Origin of the sequence: Streptomyces argenteolus (genome assembly GCF_042902585.1) — a bacterium.
Taxonomy (GTDB): domain Bacteria; phylum Actinomycetota; class Actinomycetes; order Streptomycetales; family Streptomycetaceae; genus Streptomyces; species Streptomyces argenteolus.
This window is the reverse complement of the sequence record NZ_JBIBEG010000010.1, coordinates 1-18,522: the sequence shown is the minus strand read 5'-3', so window position 1 is coordinate 18,522 and position 18,522 is coordinate 1. Positions and strand designations below refer to the sequence as shown.

16 protein-coding genes are annotated in these 18,522 nt (G+C 71.9%); 11 read left to right on the top strand and 5 right to left on the bottom strand.

Translation table 11 applies throughout. The features are described from left to right. The first annotated feature begins 97 nt into the window (after window positions 1-97). Window positions 98-1,081 (top strand): GDP-L-fucose synthase family protein, encoded by a 984-nt coding sequence (locus tag ACFY8O_RS28705; protein ID WP_387907381.1) that lies wholly within the window; start codon window positions 98-100, stop codon window positions 1,079-1,081. Window positions 1,082-1,165: 84 nt separating this feature from the next. On the opposite strand, the gene ACFY8O_RS28700 is transcribed toward ACFY8O_RS28705, so the two are convergent. Beyond that, window positions 1,166-2,704: an exopolysaccharide biosynthesis polyprenyl glycosylphosphotransferase gene (locus ACFY8O_RS28700; RefSeq protein ID WP_387907378.1), complete on the bottom strand. Its 1,539-nt coding sequence runs from the start codon at window positions 2,702-2,704 to the stop codon at window positions 1,166-1,168. A gap of 202 nt (window positions 2,705-2,906) precedes the next feature. On the opposite strand from ACFY8O_RS28700, the gene ACFY8O_RS28695 reads away from it, so the two are divergent. Beyond that, window positions 2,907-3,284, top strand: a complete 378-nt coding sequence (locus tag ACFY8O_RS28695; protein ID WP_145808397.1) for an ankyrin repeat domain-containing protein — start codon at window positions 2,907-2,909, stop codon at window positions 3,282-3,284. A gap of 124 nt (window positions 3,285-3,408) precedes the next feature. Here ACFY8O_RS28695 and ACFY8O_RS28690 read toward each other — a convergent pair whose 3' ends face one another. Both ACFY8O_RS28690 and ACFY8O_RS28685 read right to left on the bottom strand, forming a co-directional pair. Next, window positions 3,409-4,878 carry a catalase gene (locus ACFY8O_RS28690; protein ID WP_145808844.1) on the bottom strand — a complete coding sequence of 490 codons (1,470 nt, stop codon included), beginning with the start codon at window positions 4,876-4,878 and terminating at the stop codon, window positions 3,409-3,411. 25 nt (window positions 4,879-4,903) lie between these two features. After that, the gene (locus tag ACFY8O_RS28685) at window positions 4,904-5,350 is read right to left on the bottom strand and encodes a Fur family transcriptional regulator (protein ID WP_145808395.1); all 447 of its coding nucleotides are present in this window, start codon (window positions 5,348-5,350) and stop codon (window positions 4,904-4,906) included. A 129-nt stretch (window positions 5,351-5,479) separates the two neighbouring features. Between ACFY8O_RS28685 and ACFY8O_RS28680 the strand changes: the two genes are divergently transcribed. From ACFY8O_RS28680 to ACFY8O_RS28640, 9 genes are all read left to right on the top strand, one after another. Next, the gene (locus ACFY8O_RS28680) at window positions 5,480-6,982 is read left to right on the top strand and encodes an AlkA N-terminal domain-containing protein (RefSeq protein WP_387907374.1); all 1,503 of its coding nucleotides are present in this window, start codon (window positions 5,480-5,482) and stop codon (window positions 6,980-6,982) included. Between the two features lie 18 nt (window positions 6,983-7,000). Continuing rightward, complete coding sequence (locus ACFY8O_RS28675; protein WP_387907371.1) at window positions 7,001-7,510, top strand: methylated-DNA--[protein]-cysteine S-methyltransferase; 510 nt, start codon at window positions 7,001-7,003, stop codon at window positions 7,508-7,510. Window positions 7,511-7,640: 130 nt separating this feature from the next. Continuing rightward, complete coding sequence (locus tag ACFY8O_RS28670; protein WP_145808391.1) at window positions 7,641-8,297, top strand: alpha-ketoglutarate-dependent dioxygenase AlkB family protein; 657 nt, start codon at window positions 7,641-7,643, stop codon at window positions 8,295-8,297. Window positions 8,298-8,395: 98 nt separating this feature from the next. Beyond that, window positions 8,396-8,914 carry a hypothetical protein gene (locus ACFY8O_RS28665; RefSeq protein ID WP_145808389.1) on the top strand — a complete coding sequence of 173 codons (519 nt, stop codon included), beginning with the start codon at window positions 8,396-8,398 and terminating at the stop codon, window positions 8,912-8,914. After that, window positions 8,914-10,308, top strand: coding sequence for a hypothetical protein (locus tag ACFY8O_RS28660; protein ID WP_387907368.1), 1,395 nt, complete (start codon window positions 8,914-8,916; stop codon window positions 10,306-10,308). The genes ACFY8O_RS28665 and ACFY8O_RS28660 overlap by 1 nt, the downstream gene beginning before the upstream one ends. Continuing rightward, complete coding sequence (locus tag ACFY8O_RS28655) at window positions 10,305-11,780, top strand: vWA domain-containing protein (protein ID WP_387907366.1); 1,476 nt, start codon at window positions 10,305-10,307, stop codon at window positions 11,778-11,780. The genes ACFY8O_RS28660 and ACFY8O_RS28655 overlap by 4 nt, the downstream gene beginning before the upstream one ends. 52 nt (window positions 11,781-11,832) lie before the next feature. Beyond that, a complete protein-coding gene (locus ACFY8O_RS28650; RefSeq protein WP_033302095.1) occupies window positions 11,833-12,945 on the top strand; it encodes an ATP-binding protein in 1,113 nt (370 codons plus the stop codon). Continuing rightward, complete coding sequence (locus ACFY8O_RS28645; protein WP_387907361.1) at window positions 12,942-15,743, top strand: hypothetical protein; 2,802 nt, start codon at window positions 12,942-12,944, stop codon at window positions 15,741-15,743. Before ACFY8O_RS28650 ends, ACFY8O_RS28645 begins: the two co-directional genes overlap by 4 nt. 414 nt (window positions 15,744-16,157) lie before the next feature. Beyond that, a complete protein-coding gene (locus ACFY8O_RS28640) occupies window positions 16,158-16,757 on the top strand; it encodes a DUF6058 family natural product biosynthesis protein (protein ID WP_387907359.1) in 600 nt (199 codons plus the stop codon). Between the two features lie 168 nt (window positions 16,758-16,925). Here ACFY8O_RS28640 and ACFY8O_RS28635 read toward each other — a convergent pair whose 3' ends face one another. Then, complete coding sequence (locus ACFY8O_RS28635; RefSeq protein WP_387907798.1) at window positions 16,926-17,456, bottom strand: DUF4396 domain-containing protein; 531 nt, start codon at window positions 17,454-17,456, stop codon at window positions 16,926-16,928. 524 nt (window positions 17,457-17,980) lie between these two features. After that, the coding region (locus ACFY8O_RS28630; protein WP_387907357.1) for an IS5 family transposase at window positions 17,981-18,522 on the bottom strand (542 nt) is incomplete at its 5' end.

The window sequence follows — 18,522 nt, the reverse complement described above, 5'->3', positions numbered from 1 at the left end:
TCGCCCTTCGGGCGTTTTCGTTCACCGACATATCAGGATCTGAGCGAAATGAGGCAAAGAGGCACCCGGGTGCCGTGCTGCTGGCACAATCCGAGCCATGACGCCTGCCATCCCCGGCCCCTCCCAGGAATCCGTCCGCCCTCTGCTGCGCCCGGGCTCCCGCATATTCGTCGCGGGCCACCGCGGACTCGTCGGCTCGGCGCTGGTGCGCCGCCTCGCCGCCGACGGCCACGAGGTGCTCACCCGCGGCCGGGACGAACTCGATCTGCGCGACGCCGCGCCCACCGAGGCCTTCCTGCGCGAGTCCCGCCCGGACGCCGTCGTGCTGGCCGCCGCCAAGGTGGGCGGCATCATGGCCAACAGCACCCACCCGGTGCAGTTCCTCGAGGACAACCTCCGCATCCAGCTCGCCGTGATCGCCGGTGCGCACGCCGCCGGAATCCGCCGGCTGCTCTTCCTCGGCTCCTCGTGCATCTACCCCAAGCACGCCCCCCAGCCGATCCCCGAGAGCGCGCTGCTCACCGGCCCGCTCGAACCGACCAACGAGGCCTACGCCCTGGCCAAGATCGCCGGAATCGTGCAGGTCCAGTCCTACCGCCGGCAGCACGGCGCCTCGTACATCAGCGCCATGCCCACCAACCTCTACGGCCCCGGCGACAACTTCGACCTGGAGACCTCGCACGTACTGCCCGCGCTCATCCGCCGTTTCCACGAGGCGAAGCGGGACGGGGCGGGCGAGGTCACCCTGTGGGGATCCGGCAGCCCCCGGCGCGAATTCCTCCACGTCGACGACCTCGCCGCCGCGTGCGTACGGCTGCTGGAGTCCTACGACGGGGACGAGCCCGTCAACGTCGGCTGCGGCGAGGACCTCACCATCCGTGAACTCGCCGAGACCGTGAAGGAGGTGACCGGCTTCCGAGGAGCCATCGTGTGGGACACCTCGAAGCCCGACGGCACCCCGCGCAAGCTCCTCGACGTCTCCCGCCTCTCCTCCCTCGGCTTCACCCCGCGGATTCCCCTCCGCGACGGCATCGCCCGCACCTACGCCTGGTGGCTCGGCGCACACGCCACCGTTGGCTGACCCCCCGTCCGCACGGCCGCGGCACGTCCTGCGTGCGTGTGCACGACCCCCCACGCGAACCCCCTCGTGTCCCCCCAGCACGTCTCAGTACGCCCCGCGGCCGTCGGTGACGGCACGGACCGTGCGGGCGAGGAGCCCCATGTCCGTGCCGACCGACCAGTTGTCGACGTACCAGAGATCCAGCGAGACCGTCTCCTGCCAGGAGAGGTCGGAACGCCCGCTGACCTGCCACAGGCCGGTCAGGCCCGGGCGGACCGCCAGTCGCCTCAGCTCGCGCTCGTCGTACCGTGACACCTCCTCCGGCAGCGGAGGACGGGGGCCTACCAGGGACATGTCACCCCTGAGAACGTTGAGGAGCTGCGGCAGCTCGTCCACGGAGGTCCTGCGCAGCGCATGGCCGATCCGGGTCACCCGGGGGTCCCGGCGCATCTTGAACATCGGGCCCTCGCTCTCGTTCACTGCCGAGAGGTGCTCCCTGCGGGACTCCGCGTCCTCCACCATGGTGCGGAACTTCCACATGGTGAAGGGCGCGTTGTGCTGCCCGTGCCGGGTCTGGCGGTGGAAGACGGGCCCGGGGGACGACAGCCGCACGGCCAGTGCCACGGCGAAGAACAGCGGGGCGAGCAGGAGCAGCCCGAACGCCGCGCCGGCCCGGTCCACGACGGTCTTCAGAGCGGCCTGCGGTCCCCGCCGCACCGGCGGAGTGACGTGCAGCAGGGTCAGTCCCGCGGCGGCGACGGGCCGCACCCGGGCCGCCGCGACACCCGTCAGCTCCGACAGCACGCAGAGCGCCAGCCCGCTGTCGTGCAGGCCCCAGGCGAGCCGGCGCAGCCGGTCGTCACCGAGTTGCGGCCCGGGCGCGACGAGCACCAGATCCGCGTCGTGGGCGAAGGCGCTCCCCAGCACCGTGGACACGTCGTCGTCGGCGGGTTCGGGCGCGAGCCGCCCCGGCACGGGCGTACCGCAGTCGGGCGCGGCCGGTCCCACCGGTACCACGGCCACGGCCCTGAACGGGTGATCCGTACGGGAGTTGAGCTGCTTCACCGCCCGGTCCAGTCCCGCGGCCCCGCCGACCACGAGGACCCGCCGCCCCGCGGCGGACCGTCGGCGGCCCACAGCCCCCGCGAAGGCGGCGACCGCGAGGCCGGGTGTCAGGGCCGTGACGCCGGCAGCCGGGTCGAGTCCTCTGCCCGTGAGCGCCACCAGCACCGCCAGCACCCCGACGAGCGCCAGCCAGTCACCGAACGAACCGAGGGCCGCCCCGGCCGCTTCCCCCGGCGGCCGGGGGGCGTACCGGCCGCGCGCCGCGCGCACGCCGGCCCAGACGAGGGCGGCCGACGCCGCCGTGAGGAGAGGGTCCGGCTGGTCCCCGGCCCGCAGAGCGAGCCAGGCCGGAACTCCCAGTCCCAGCAGATCGGTCAGAACGAGCAGCGGTACACGCGGATCGGGTCTCTTTCTCGCCCGTGGTCTCTCCGTGTGGTCGCGCTCCACGGTCGTCGGTGCTCTCCACACACGCTCCGGAGCCACCGTGCGGTTCCGGGACCCGCCGGTACGCGGACGTGGTGCCTCCGCGATCCCCGCAGGCCCGGATATATCCGTTTCAGGTATTTCGACATGCCCCATGAACCCCCCAGCCACAGTTGCATCCCCACAAACGGGACGCATCCGCCGATCCCATGGACTGACGGATGCGCCCTCGCTCGGTGCACGATATCCACACACGTGCCATTTCGCTGGAGTTCCCGTGAAGTTCAGACAGCCCGGACGTAGTGATCTGCGTCGCGCCACTCCGGCCACCCGGAGAGGGCCCGCCTAGAGTGGAGCCATGGAACCGCTTTCCGAGGAACAGACCGGCAGGCTCGTCGCGATCGTGATGGATCTGGCCAGGGAGGGCCGCTCGGAGGAGCTCCTGGAGTTCTTCGACCACGGGCTGCCGGTCGACGTCCAGGACCCCGAGGGCAACACGGCGCTGATGCTCGCCGCGTACCACGGGCACGCGGACACGGTACGCGCGCTCATCGCCCGGGGCGCGGACGTCGATCTGCCGAACGGCCGGAATCAGTCCCCGGTGGCGGGCGCCCTGTTCAAGGGTGAGGACGAGATCGTCGCCGCGCTCGTCGCAGCGGGCGCCGACCTGGACGCCGGAACCCCCAGTGCACGGGTCACGGCGCAGATGTTCGGGAGGACGGCGCTGCTGCCGTAGGGCCTGTCGCCCCGATCATGCCGGGCTCGCACGTCCTGGTGCCGCAGCGGCTGCCGAGCCACGGAACGAGGAGGGGCCCCGGGTGACGCGCGTCACCCGGGGCCCCTCGCGTCCGTCCCGCGGGTCAGGCCTGCTTGGCCGCCTGGAGGGCCTCGATCGCCTTGCGGACACCCTCGCCGTAGGCCGGGTCGGCCTGCGTGCAGTGGTGGATGTGACGCTCGATCGTGGCCTGTGAGGCACCGTCGATGGCCCGGGCGGTGTTGCCGAACAAGGCGTCCTGCTCGTCCGGGGTCATCTGCCGGAACAGGTTGCCGGGCTGCTCGAAGTAGTTGTCGTCGTCCTCGCGGTAGTCGAACCGGTCGGCGGCGCCGTCGAGCGCCAGGCCCGGCTCGGCGAACTGCGGCTGCTCCGCCCAGCGGCCGTAGCTGTTCGGGGTGTAGCCCGGCACGGCGCCCTGGTTGCCGTCCACGCGCAACTGGCCGTCGCGGTGGTAGGTGTTGACGTTCTTCGCGCCACGCGGCTGATTGACCGGAATCTGGTGGTGGTTGACCCCGACGCGGTAGCGGGCGGCGTCACCGTACGAGAACAGCCGGCCCTGGAGCATGCGGTCGGGCGAGGCGCCCACGCCGGGGACCAGGTTGGCCGGGGTGAAGGCCGCCTGCTCCACGTCCGCGAAGTAGTTCTCCGGGTTGCGGTTGAGCTCGAACTCGCCGACCTCGATCAGCGGGTAGTCCTTCTTCGACCAGACCTTGGTGAGGTCGAAGGGGTGGTAGCGGTACGTCGCCGCCTCAGCCTCCGGCATGACCTGGATGTAGAAGGTCCACTTCGGGTGGTCGCCCCGCTCGATCGCGTCGAACAGGTCCGCCTGCGAGGACTCCCGGTCGGCGGCGACGATCGCGGCGGCCTCCTCGTCGGTCAGGTTCTTGATGCCCTGCTGCGTGCGGAAGTGGAACTTCACCCAGAAGCGCTCGTTGCTCTCGTTGATGAACGAGTACGTGTGCGAGCCGAAGCCGTGCATGTGGCGGTAGCCGTCGGGGATGCCGCGGTCCGACATCACGATGGTGACCTGGTGCAGGGCCTCGGGGAGGTTGGTCCAGAAGTCCCAGTTGTTCTCCGGCGAGCGCAGGTTGGTGCGCGGGTCACGCTTGACCGCGCGGTTGAGGTCGGGGAAGTGGTGGGGGTCGCGGTGGAAGAAGACCGGCGTGTTGTTGCCGACGACGTCCCAGTTCCCCTCCTCCGTGTAGAAGCGGAGGGCGAATCCACGGATGTCGCGCTCCGCGTCCGCCGCTCCGCGCTCGCCGGCCACGGTGGAGAAGCGGGCGAACATCTCCGTCTGCTTGCCGACCTCGGAGAAGAGCGCGGCCCTGGAGTAGCGGGTGATGTCCTGCGTCACCGTGAAGGTGCCGAAGGCGCCGGACCCCTTGGCGTGCATACGGCGCTCGGGGATGACCTCGCGGCTGAAGTGGGCCAGCTTCTCCAGGAACCAGACGTCCTGGAGGAGCATCGGGCCGCGCGGCCCGGCGGTGACGGCGTTCTCGTTGTTCGCGACCGGTGCGCCGGCGGCAGTGGTAAGCGGCTTCAGGTTGTCAGAAATTTTTCTGCTCCTCCGTGTGAAAACTTCAGTGCACCGACTCCGGATCACGCTGATCACGCTCGGTCCGACATACCGGGCACAGACCCCAGTACGTCACCTCGACGTGGTCGATGGTGAACCCGTGGTTCCGTTGGGTGTCGAGCCGCGGAGCGGCCTGGGGGGCGTCGACATCGGCGATCGTGCCGCACGAGCGGCAGACCACGTGCTGATGGTCGTCCCAGGTCTGTCCCTCGTACCGTGCCGGGGAATTCGGCAGGTCGATCCGTCGTGCCAGTCCGGCGTCGACGAGCGTCTTGAGCACGTCGTAGACCGCTTGGGTCGAGACCGCGCCGATGCGTGTCCGTACCAGCGTGAGAAGGGTACTGACGTCGGCGTGGGGCGCCTCGTGGACCGCCGAGAGCACGGCGACCCTGGGTCGGGTCACCCGCAACGACGCTCCGCGCAGGAGAGTCCTGGCCTCGGTTTCGATCACCTGCGCAGTGAAGCACTTTTCTGGAATGATTCCAATCAACGCCACGTAAAGGCGTGCCGCTCGCCCGCTCCGCTCCCGTGCGCCCGTGCCCGATGCCATGTCCGATTCCCGCCAGCGCGCCCCCGCGCCATGCCGCACCCTGGAAGCGTGACGAACGACGACAGCAGGTACGAGGCGGTGTGCAGCCGTGACGCCCGGTTCGACGGCGAGTTCTTCTTCGCCGTCTCGACGACCGGCATCTACTGCCGCCCGAGCTGTCCGGCCACCACGCCCAAGCGGCAGAACGTGACCTTCTACCGCACCGCCGCCGCCGCGCAGGGCGGGGGATTCCGCGCGTGCCGGCGCTGCCGCCCGGACGCGGTCCCCGGCTCGGCCGGCTGGAACGTGCGTGCGGACCTGGTGGGCCGGGCCATGCGGCTGATCGGCGACGGTGTCGTCGACCGCGAGGGAGTGGCCGGTCTGGCCGCCCACCTCGGCTACAGCGCCCGCCAGGTGCAGCGCCAGCTGAACGCCGAGGTGGGTGCGGGCCCCATCGCGCTCGCCCGCGCCCAGCGGGCGCACACCGCGCGGATCCTGCTGCAGACCACCACGCTGCGGGCGGCCGAGATCGCTTTCGCGGCGGGCTTCGCCAGCGTGCGGCAGTTCAACGACACCGTGCGGGAGATCTACGCCCTCACCCCCGGCGAGCTGCGTGCCGCCCGCCCCGGCCGCGTCTCCCGCCCCGCCGCCGACCGGGCCGGGGGAGTGCCCCTGAGGCTCGCCCACAGGGGCCCGTACGCCGCGGCCGAGGTCTTCGACCATCTGGAGGCCCACGTCGTCGCCGGCGTCGAGGAGATGACAGGCGACCGCGGCGGGCGTACGTACCGGCGGACCCTGCGCCTCCCTCACGGCGCCGGCATCGCGGAGGTCGAGGAGAAGACCGGCGAGGGCTGGCTGGAGTGCAGGCTGCACCTGAACGATCTGCGGGACCTGACGACCGCCACCCAGCGTGTGCGCCGCCTCTTCGACCTCGACGCCGACCCGCACGCCGTCGCCGAGCGCCTCGGCGCGCATCCCGCGCTGGCCCCGCTCGTCGCCCTGCGGCCCGGGCTGCGCGCCCCCGGCGCCGTCGACCCCCACGAACTGACCCTCCGGGCGGTACTGGGCCGGCAGGTCTCCGTCCCGGCCGGACGCCGCCTGGGAGCCGCGCTGGTGACGGCCTACGGCACCCCTCTGCGGACTCCCGACGGCACCCTCACCCACACGTTCCCGGAGCCCGGCGCCGTGGCCGGGGCGAGCCTGGAGGAGCTCGGACTGCCGGACCCACGGCGGTCCGCGCTGCGGGGCGTGGCCGCCGCACTCGCCGACGGCCGCATCTGCCTCGATCCGGGGGCGGACCGCCACCAGGCCGAGAAGGACCTGCTCCGCCTGCCGGGGGTCGGCGCCTGGACGGCCGGATACGTCCGCATGCGGGCGCTGGGCGATCCGGACGTGCTGCCGGCCGATGACGTGGCGCTCCGCGCCGGGATGCGGCAGGCGGGCGCAGAGGCGGGGGACGCCGAGGCCTGGCGGCCCTGGCGCACGTACGCCGTACACCACTTCTGGAACGCGGCGGCGGACCGGCGCCGCACCGCCGCTGCGGGACGGATCTGAAGGATGAAGGACGGGAAGATGACGCACTACACCACGATGGACAGCCCGCTCGGCGAGCTGCTGCTGGTCGGCGAGGAGTCGGCCACCGCTCCGGGCGGTACCGCCCTCGCCTCGCTCTCCGTGCCGGGTCAGAAGGGCGGCGCCACGGTCCAGGACGACTGGACGGAGAACGCCGGGGCCTTCACCACGATCGCCGCCGAACTGCGCGCGTACTTCGACGGCAGCAGGACGAGCTTCGGCATCGAGTACGCCGGCGGGCGCGGCACCGACTTCCAGCGGCGCGTGTGGGCGGCCCTGGAGGCCATCCCGTACGGCACGACGCTCAGCTACGGCGAGATCGCGGCGAGGATCGGCGCGTCACGTGCCGCCGTACGTTCGGTCGGCACCGCGATCGGGGCCAACCCGCTGCTGGTCGTGCGTCCCTGCCACCGGGTGATCGGTGCGAGCGGCGCGCTGAGCGGATACGCCGGCGGCATCGACCGCAAGCGGCAGTTGCTGGACCTGGAGAACCGCGGGCAGGCGGTCTGAGGACCGTGCTCGCGGAATGCGCGGACGGCCGGGGGAGTGCCCTGTGCCGCCGATCCCCGGCCGGCCGGCCGCCGGCCGGGCGCCCCCGCACACGGCCGACGGCCGCGGCCCCGCCCCCGGAGACGCACCCATGGACGCCCTGATTCCCCGCCCAGCCAGGGAAGTCGCCCCGGGGGCCTGGCACGTGCCCGACTGGCTCACCCTCGACCAGCAGCGCGAACTGGTGACGGCCTGCCGGGCCTGGGCGACCGGCCCCGTACCGATCCGCCACACCCGGCTGCCGCGCGGCGGCGTCATGTCCGTACGCACGGTCTGCATCGGCTGGCACTGGCAGCCGTACCGGTACACGCGCACCGCCGACGACGTGAACGGCCGCCGGGTGGCCGAGTTCCCCGACTGGATGGTCGAGCTGGGCCGCCGCGCCCTCCTGGCGGCGTACGGCGACGAACAGGCCGCCCGGGAGTACACCCCGGACACCGCGCTGATCAACTTCTACGACGGCCAGGCCAGGCTCGGCATGCACCAGGACAAGGACGAGCGGTCGTCCGCCCCGGTCGTCTCGCTGTCCATCGGCGACACCTGCGTCTTCCGCGTCGGCAACACCGAGACCCGCACCAGGCCGTACACCGACGTCGAGCTGGTATCGGGCGACCTGTTCGTCTTCGGCGGCCCCTCGCGTTTCGTCCACCACGCGGTGCCCAAGGTCCACGAGGGCACGGGCGATCCGGCGACCGGGCTGGCCTCGGGCCGGCTGAACATCACCATGCGGGTCACCGGACTCTCGTAGCCGGAACGCTTCTCCCCTGCGACGGCGGCGTTGTCAGTGGGCGCACGTAGGTTGATCAGTGTTCCGCCGATCCGGCGGGGACAACCCCTTCGTTGTGCATGGGAGATGGCACGTTGTCGGATTGGGAGAGGTCGAGCACGGCCCGGGTGATACCACCCGCGCGGCCGCGCAAGCTCGCCAAGGTGCCGTTCGTCGAGCTGGCCGACGGACGTCTGCAGGGTGTGGTGTCGAGCGGTTCGGACATCGGGCGGGTCTACGTGTCCTCGGTCGCGGCCGGGACCTACGCGTTCGCCTGCAGCACCAACAACAACCGTCCCTGCGGCGGTGCGCGGGGATCGTTCTGCAACCACATCGGGGCCCTGATCAACGAGTCGGTCCTCCAGTACGGCGCCGAGCGCGTCGTGCGGTATCTGAAGGCCGAGGTGCCGGAGGGGGACGTGGACGGGGCGGTGCTGGCGTCGGCCATGCGGAGCACCCGGCCGCAGATGGACGAGACCAAGGCCGCGGCCTCCGTCTTCAGCAGATTCCTCCGCCACCTGGCCTACCTCGAACACGGCCCGGTCACCGCGCCGTTGCCCGAGATGCACTTCTTCCCGCCCACCAGGGCGGTGGCGTGATGCGCGCCGACCTGCTCGCCGAGCCCGTCGAAGGGCTGGACGAGGCGCTCGACGCCGTCGACGCCTTCGACCGCTCACTCGTCGCCGGTCTGCTCCGCCCGCAGTCCGCCGAGCCCGCCGGCCCCACCGTCCTGGCCCAGGCCGTGGCGGGCACGCCGCTGGCCGGCCGGGTCGCCGAGGCGGCCGGAAAGGCCGCCGCGGGAGCGGCGGGCGAGGACCACTTCGTGGCCCTGGCCGCCGGGCGCACCGCGCTGCTCGGCTCCGTGCACGACGCGCTGTTGATCCGGATCGAGGAGGCGGCGGGCCGCGCACGCGGTGAAGCGGCGGCTCCGGCGGCGCCCGGCGGGCAGCCGACCGCGAATCTGCTGACGGCGGCCCGGGCCTGGCTGTCCGATCTGGCACGCTGCGGATGGCAGGGCATCGACCACGAGGTGGTCTCCGGCGCGGCGGAGGTCGTCGCCGCGATGCTTCCGGACCCGTCCCTGCGCCGCCTCGCGACGCTCCTCGACGGCTTCGCGGCCGAGCTGGCCGCCTCCTGTCCCGGCGCATCGGCCGAGCGCTTCCCGGTACGCCGCTGGGCCGACCTCTGGTCGCGAGGCATGCTGCTGACGGTGCCCGGCGCGGCCGTCGCACCGGTCACCGGCACCGCCGACGGGCGGCTGCTGCCCCTCGGGATCGACGTACAGGAGCACGCGACCGCGGCCCAGGCACAGGTGCACGCGGTGTTCGAGCCCGCGGACGGCTCCGCTCCCCGCCTCGTGCGGGCCGGTGTGTCGGTCCCGAAGCCCGACACGGTCGTCGGAGCCGGGATCTGGCAACTGATGCGCCCGCACATGTCCCTGCTGGCAGCCGTGGGTGAAGGCCGTTCCATGCAGCTCACGGCCATGCCGGTCACCGCGGAGGGCGACCTCCTCTGGAGCGACGAGCACGCACGGCCCGGCGAGCCGGCGGAGGCCTTCGCGACCGCCCGCGTGGCCCTGCCTTCCGCGGTCGCCGCCGTGACCGCGCCCCTGGACCGGCACCCCGCGCGCATCGCCGTACCCGTCTTCCTGGAGGGGTACACCGCCCGGACGGACGACGACGGCGTCCTCACCTTCACGGTCGCCGGGGTCGAACTGACCGTCGACACCGACCGTATTCCTGCCGCGGGCCCGCTCACCCCCGAGGCCGTCGCCAGGTCGAGCGCGTGCATCGCGCTGATCCGCTGGGACGCGGGCACGTTCGGGGTGCAGCCGCTCGCCGTCGAGACCACGGTGCGGAAGAAGGTGACCTCGGTGCACGCGGGGGCGTGGGCCGGCGGGACGGCCGACAAGGCCGGGGTCCGGGCCGAGAAGGCCGCCACCGACGCCGCGAAGGTGCTGAGCGAGCGCGCGGGAAGGCTGTTGCGGAAATGACCGGACAGCAGAATCACGGCGCGAGCGGGGAGACCTCGCACGACAACCGCCGTCAGGTCATGTACTGGCGCCTCCTGGCCCGGCTCTTCGATCACGAGGAGCAGGCCGCCCTGGAGTCGGCGAGCCTCGCCGTCGTCAAGGACATCGGGCTGCCGGCCGCGCTGCTGGACCCCAAGGCGTCCGTCGACTCGGTGGTGCAGCGCCATCCCGGGCTGGCGGCCGAGTTCGAGGGCCTGATGGTGCCGGAGGCGGACGGGACTTCCGGCGCGGACAAGGACGCGGACACGGACACGGACACGGGTTCGGACGCGGACGAGAAGAGCGATGACGGCGCCCGCGACAGGGCAGCCGAGGTGCGGCGTGCCGCGCTCGTGTCGAAGGTGCTGCTCAACGTCTTCCACTCCCCGCCCGGCACCGTCACCGCGGGCCAGTTGTCCCGGTGGCAGTCCGACGCCGCCTGGCTGGAGCGTGCGCTCGGCTGCAAGCCCGGCGAACTGCGCGGCGGGCGCTCCGGCGGCGTCGGCGTCAGTCCTACCGGCACCGGCGGTGACGGCCGGAGCCCCGACCTCGGCCGGCTGATCCCGGAGATCGGCCCGGAGCTCGGCGCCATCGAGGCCGGGCTCGTCAGGCGGATGCGACTGCGCGAGGTGCTGGCCGACCCGCAGCTGGCGGGGCAGCTGACCCCGAGCATGTCGCTGATCGAGCAGTTGCTGCGCGACAAGGACAACCTCTCCGGCGTGGCCCTGGCCAACGCCAAGGCGCTGATCCGCCGCTTCGTCGACGAGGTCGCCGAGGTGCTGCGCACCCAGGTGGAGAAGTCGACCGTCGGCGCCCTGGACCGCTCGGTCCCGCCCAAGCGGGTCTTCCGCAACCTGGACCTCGACCGCACGATCTGGAAGAACCTCACCAACTGGAGCCCGGAGGAGGAGCGGCTCTACGTCGACCGCCTCTTCTACCGCCACACCGCGCGCAAGACCACGCCCCAGCGGCTCATCGTGGTCGTCGACCAGTCGGGCTCCATGGTGGACTCGATGGTCAACTGCACCATCCTGGCCTCCATCTTCGCCGGGCTGCCCAAGGTGGACGTCCACCTCATCGCGTACGACACCCAGGCGCTCGACCTCACCCCATGGGTGCACGACCCGTTCGAGACCCTGCTGCGCACCAACCTCGGCGGCGGCACGGACGGCACGGTCGCCATGGCTCTGGCCCAGCCGAAGATCGCCGAGCCCCGCAACACCGTCGTGGTGTGGATATCGGACTTCTACGAATGGCAGACCGAGCCGCTCTTCGAGAGCATGGCCGCCATCCACCGCTCCGGCGCCAAGTTCATCCCCGTCGGCTCGGTGACCAGCTCCGGCCGCGCCAGCGTCAACCCGTGGTTCCGGGAGCGCTTCAAGGACCAGGGGACGCCGGTGCTCTCCGGCCACATCCGCAAGCTCGTCCACGAGCTCAAGACCTTCCTCACCTGACGCCTCTCGGCCCCGGTGCAGTCAACCCGCATTCCCAGAAAGGCTCACAGACATGTCCGACCTGTTGCGCGCCCCCGCCGAGATCAAGTACGCCGAGGAGCTGGACTGGCTCGAATCGGTCGACGACGGCCCCAAGCCCTTCTCCTGGCGGCTTTCGCCCAAGATGGTCCGGCTGTTCATCCTCGGATCCGAGCGCTCCGACGGCCTCGACCGGGAGATCTCCCAGAAGTGGTACGGGGACCGCAGCTTCGTCGAGCGTTCCATCGTCACCCTCGCCTCGGACCGCGGCCTGCTCCTCATCGGCGACCCGGGCACGGGCAAGAGCTGGCTGGCCGAGCTGCTCTCCGCCGCCATCTCCCGCAACAGCACCCTGGTGGTGCAGGGCACGGCCGGCACCACCGAGGACCACATCAAGTACTCCTGGAACGTGTCCATGGTGATCTCCAAGGGGCAGTCGCGGGAGTCGATGATCCCCTCGCCGATCATGACGGCGATGGAGACCGGTGCGATCGGCCGGTTCGAGGAACTCACGCGCTCCACGAGCGACGTCCAGGACGCCCTGATCTCGATCCTCTCCGAGAAGTACATCTCGGTCCCGGAGATGGACAGCGACAACATCGTGTTCGCCAAGCCCGGTTTCTCCGTCATCGCGACGGCCAACAGCCGTGACCGCGGCGTCAACGACCTCTCCTCCGCGCTCAAGCGACGCTTCAACTTCGTCCGCATCCCGGTGGTGACGAACAAGAAGAGCGAGGCCGAGATCGTCCGCTTCCGCACCGAGGAACTGCTGCGCCGCCACCAGATCGAGCTGGACGTGCCGCCGACCCTCCTGGACGTCCTGCTGCAGAGCTTCGCCGACCTCCGTGCCTCCGCGGCGGCCGCCGGCAGCGACGACGAGAAGCTGGAGTCCGCGCTGTCCAGCGCCGAGCAGATCGGCGTCCTGGAGGACGCGATCCTGCACAGCAACTTCTTCGGAGAGCGCGCGCTGACCGCCCGCACCCTGGCCTCCTCCCTCGTGGGCTCACTGGCACGGCGCGAGCCCGAGGACCTCGCCATCCTCAACAAGTACCTGCACGGCGTCGTCGAGCCGCGCAGCAAGGAGGAGGGTGGCTCCTGGCCGGAGTTCCTGGAGGGCGGTCGTGACGCGATCGCCACCCTGTCATGAGCGGCGTGGACGAGAGCACGGCGTTCGCGGCGCTGCGCGGGCAACTGCAGGACGCGGCGACGGAGTTCGCCGACGGGCCGGACGCGCTGGAGGGCATCCTGCTCGGCATCGTCGACGACGTCGACCGGGCCGTACGCGAACCGCTGGAGATCTTCCCCGTCTGCCACCACTCGCCCGCCTCGGCGGTCGCCATGGCACGGCGGCTGCGCGAGAAGCAGCCGAAGGTCGTCTATCTGGAGCTGTGCGAGGACATGGCACCGCTCCTTCAGGAACTGAGGAACTGCCGGCTCCCGGTGGCGGTCCAGGCGTTCGCGAGCGAGGTCAAGGGCTTCCCCGCGGAGTGGGCGCCGCTCTCGGTCGTCGCCCCGATCACGGAGGCCTCGGCCGAGTACCAGGCCATCGCCTACGCCCTGGACACCCCGGGGGTGGAGCTGGTCCTGGTGGACCGCTCCTCCGACCACGTGTTCCAGTGGCAGGCGGACACGGTGGACCCCCCGGACCAGGACGCACCGCCCGCCGAGGAGGAGGCGGCGCTGCACGGCGACGCCGTCGGCGTGGAGATCGGTGACCTGCGGCCCCGCTTCGCCGAGCTGGAGGAGCACCTCCTGCACCACGGCCGCGTGCGCCACTGGTCGGAGTGGTGGCACCAGTACGTCGAACTGCCCCTCGGCGACAGCGACCACGACACCTACCGCCAGGTCATGCTTCTGATCGGCAGCCTGTTCCGGCGACTGGCCCCCGGTGACGCCGACCGGGTCCGCGTCGACGAGGACCGCGAGCGCTACATGTGGACCCGCATGCGGGAGCACCTGGGCGCGACCGGCACCGACCCGCAGGACTGCCTCTACGTCTGCGGGGCGTTCCACGCCGCCAGCCGCGTGGAGGAGTTCGGGGTCCACGGCAGCGGCACCTTCGAGATCTCCCCGCCGAGCGAGAGCACCTGGCAGCACGGCCTCATCCCGTCCAGCCACTCCGCGATCGAGGCACAGTTCGGTCTCGCCGCGGGGTCCGTGTCGATCGCCGCCACCCAGTGGGCGAAGAACCTCAAGCGCACCCGGGTGCGGCCGTACCGGCTCGCCGGCCAGGCGGGCGCCAGGAAGACGGCCACGTCCGGGAAGGCAGCGGCTCCGGCCGTCCCCGCGGCCCCGGAGGCGCCCTCCGACAAGCTCTCCGGATTCCTGCAGAGCCCGCCCGCCCTCGACCGGCTGGACGAGGCGGAACTGCTCGGCTGGTCCGTGGAGATCGTCCGTTCGGCCCGCCGCAACGGCTACCTCGCCTCGACCGCCGACGCGATCGCCGTGTTCGAGACCTCGATCCTGCTGGCGGGCATGCGGGACCGGGCCAGGCCGACCCCGTACGACTTCCAGGACGCCGCGGTCACCTGCATCGAGAAGGAGACCGTGCCGGGCCGGCGTGACGTGCGCCGCCTCGTCGAGATCCTGATGGGCGGCGACCGGATCGGCCAGGTCGGCTACGACGCGCTGCCGCCCCTGGCCCGTGACGTGCACGACCGGCTCGCTCCGCTGAACCTCAAACTCCAGCAGCGTGGTGTGCAGCGGGCGTTGCTGGACCTGTCCACCCAGCAGGAGCTGCGCCGGTGCTCCGACGTGCTGTGGATGCTGCGCCGCCTGATGCCGCACGGGGCCGCCCGGCCGATCATGGGGGAGCGGGAGCTCGGCAAGCAGTCCGTGCAGGAGTCCTGGGACCTCGCGCTGGGCACCCACCAGCGGGCGCTCATCGAGCTCGGCTACGAGGGCGTCAGCATCGAGCAGGTCCTCGAACAGCGTCTGCGCCGCGTGGCGTACGCCCCGAACGCCACCACGGCGCAGGTCCTCGCAGCGGTCGAGGACGCCGAGCTCCATCTGCGCGGCGGCCGGCTGGCCGACGAGCTGGGCACCCGGGCCCTGGAGGTGCTGGCCACCGAGCGCAGCGTGGACGGTGCGCCGGAGGTACTGCGCCGGGTGCGCAGGCTCCTCGCGTACTACCGCATCGGCCGGCCGGAGCTGCCGGCGTGGATCGAGTCCTTCGCCAAGACGGGGTACGCGCACTACTGCACGCTCCTGCCGACGGCGTTCACCGACGAGGACGCGACGGTACGGCAGGTCGCCGCGATGCTGGGCTTCCTCTTCAGCATGGAGAGCCTGGCGCTCTCGCTCGGCTGCGACCGGACCCAGCTGGATCTGGCCTTCGCGCAGTCGCACCCGCAGGAGCCGTCGAGGGTGGCGCTCCTCTGGGCGGCGCGGGTGCACCTCGGGCAGCTCTCCCGCGCCGAGCTGCGGGAGCGGTGTGACGCGCTGCTGGACAACCCCTTGGTCGTCCCGGCCTATCCGCGTTACCTCAGCGGATTCCTGCACGCCCTGGAGCCGGTGCCGCAGCTGGCCGACTTCGTCGTCGAAGCGGTGTCGAACGCCTTCGCGCGGCTGCCCGATCCGGTGCTGCTGCCGTGGCTGCCGAAGCTCATCACCACGCTGCGTTCCGAGGGGGCGGACCTGGCCCCGCTGCTGATCCGCGAGGCCGGACGCGTCTTCCCGGGCCGGCTCGCCGCACTGGACGCCTGGGTGCCGCCGTGGCAGGCCGCCCATGAAGCCCCCGCGCTCCCGCCGGCGACGACCGGAGGCGCGGCCGGCCGCGCGGTGCTGCTCGCCGCCCACCCGGAGACGTGCGACAGCCTGGCGAAGCTGCTGGGCTGCGAGGACACCTGGGAGACGCAGGCGGCGACCCCCACCACCGGCGCGGTCCTCACCGCCCGCCACCCGGAGACCGCAGGGGCACTGGAGGCACTGCTGGCGGGAGTCTGACGTACGCGAAGGCGCCGCGTCCGGGCTCCGCTGGACGAGGGGCGCCGCCAGCCCGCCCCGGCCGACGGACGAGGTGCGCCGACAGAGCGCACCGACGTGCCACGAGGGCGGCAGCCCGCCCGAGCCGACGCCCTGCGAAGGGCGACGGCGGCCCGGTGCCGACGTACGACGAAGGGCGACCGCGGCCCGCGCGTGAACCGCGCGGGCCGCCGTCGTCGTGCTTCCGTCCCTGACGGGCGCGTGCCCACGGGGCACCCGGGAGGGCTCCGACCACGCGGCCCGGCCGGTCCGTCGCCGAGCGGTCCCGGCCGGTGCGGGACGCGCACACTTCGGCCGGCACCGAAGCGCCTGGCTCGTAGCGTGCCGGTGACCGGGTGGGAGACGCCCGCGCGGGAGAGAGCGAAGGGCAGGGGCATGGCGGAGACAGACCTGAAGCGGCGGTTGGCCGAGAGGTTCCGCGCGGTCAACGGTGACCATCCGATGACCGATGCGGACGACGCGTACGTCGACGGGCAGTTCGTCGCGCTGGAGGACCTGTGCGCGGCCGAGGGCCGTGACCCGGAAGAGGTCCGTCGTCTGATGCTGGAGCGCCGCCTGCCCCTTCCGGGATACCTGCGCTCCGACGGCCGCGAGATGGTGCCCGCGGATCTCTTCGCGCTCGCCGCCGAAGCGGGCGGCACGGAGAGGCTGCCCGCGTGGTTCACCGCCCACTGGAGCGACCGGGCCACCGGGCAGGAGGAGTGGGAGGCCTACCTCAGCGGGCGGTACGTCTGCCTCCATTCGGTGACCCCCGAGACGATCCGGCGCAAGGACCGTCTGACGGCCGCGATCACCGCCGCACCGGACGAGCCGGAGGCCGGGTCGGCACCGTGGTCGGAGCGTCTCCACCTCCTGATCGACGAACTCGACGCCCTGGAACCTATGTTCACCGGCTACGACCGTCTGCGCTTCGGCGGTCCCACGTCACGCGACATCTGCGTCGACGCGATGCGCGCACGCTTCCCGCGCCCCTGAGCCGGGCGGTACCGGGGCGTCGGCGGCCGGCCGGGCCTGCCGTCGGAGCAGCACGACGGGACGCGGGCGCGGGGCCCGGGACAGGACCGACCGTCTGCCCTCGGCGGACCGGGCATGTAGGCGCCGGCATAGCGCCCTGCCCGGTCGGCCGACCGTACGGTGCCGTGGTCAGTGGTGGGCGTGGACGACGGCGTGGCCCCTGCCTCGCCCGATCATCCACTTGTTGACCGGCGTGGTGACCAGGAAGGCGACCGCGAAGCCGCCCAGCAGCGCGGACCAGAAGAGGCCTTCGGACAACTGGGCGTCCATGGCGCCGGGGACGAGGGCGATGATGCCGTTGTCGACGAGTTCCATCACGGCGATGGAGACGGTGTCCGCGGCGAGCGCGACCTTGACGGCGGCCTTGAGGCCCAGACCGGCCCTGCGGACCGCGAAGAGCGTGAACGAGTAACCGAACACGAAGGCCAGGAAGATCGCCAGGACCATGGTGGGGACGTTGCCCCACATCAGGGCGGTGCCGATGGCCATCCCGAGGATCTCGCCGATCGCACAGCCGGTGAGGCAGTGCAGCGTGGCCTTCGCCGCGGTCGCCCAGGTGGCCCCGGCAGTGTGGCCTGACTGGTGCGCCGCGTGGTCGTGGCCGGCGTGGTGACCCGCGTGGCCGTGCGCGTCGCCGGTGTGGTGCGTGCTGTCGTCCATGGCCGCTTCCCCGTTCTCGTCCGTGGTGCTCGTCACGAGCTCTTCCGTACTCAGCCAACAATATACCCCCCAGGGGTATTCCCGTCCCGTGTTTCGGGCATCGCGCGTCCTGAATCGCCGCCCGGCCGTCGACTACCCGCGAGGCAGGCTTCCCTGCGCACCTGGGCTGGCAGGCCTGCTCACCGGCGCCCCGGCGCTCGACGGCCGGGAACGCCTCCTCGACGTGGGATGCGGGCCGGGAACGCCCTGGCCCTGGCCCTGGCCGTGCCTCCGTCGTCGGTGAGATCGTCGGAGTGGACCCGGACGGGGAGATCCCGACCGTCGCCGGGCAGGACGCGGCACGGCGTGGAGCGAGAGGAAAGGCCCGGTGGGTGCCGCCCGGGCCGAGGATCTGGCCGCCGGGCTGGGGACATTCACCGTGGCGACCCTCGGACAGTCCTTCCTCTGGATGGACCGGGAACGGGTGACCGCGACCGTCAACGACACGCGCGGGGCCGATGGAGCCCTAGGCACTGTTTCTCGGATCATGTTCTGAGCCAGATAACGAGTGCTGCGAGCGTGACGGTACCGAGGTAGATGTAGGCGCGTTTCTCGTAGCGGGTGGCGACGGACCGGAAGCCCTTGAGGCGGTTGATGGTGCGTTCCACGGTGTTGCGCTTCTTGTAGCGCTCGCTGTCGAAGCCGGTGGGGCGACCGCCTCTGGAGCCTCGGTTCTTGCGGTGTCTCTGCTGGTCGAGACGTTCGGGAATCGTGTGCGGGATACCGCGTCGCCGCAGGTAGCGGCGGTTTCTGCGCGACGTGTACGCCTTGTCCGCCAGAACACGGTCGGGCCGGGTGCGAGGCCGGCCGACTCCGGTTCGGGGCACCGATACCTGCTCCAGGACCCGCTCGAGCTGGGGTCCGTCACCGTAGTGTCCGGGTGTCAGGACGAAGGCGAGGGGCCGGCATCGTCCCTCGGCGGCCAGGTGGACCTTGGTGGTGAATCCTCCGCGCGAACGTCCCAGGCATTCGCCGATCTGACCACCTCCTCCAACCGGGCCACCAGTTTCCTCAGTACCGGATCGAC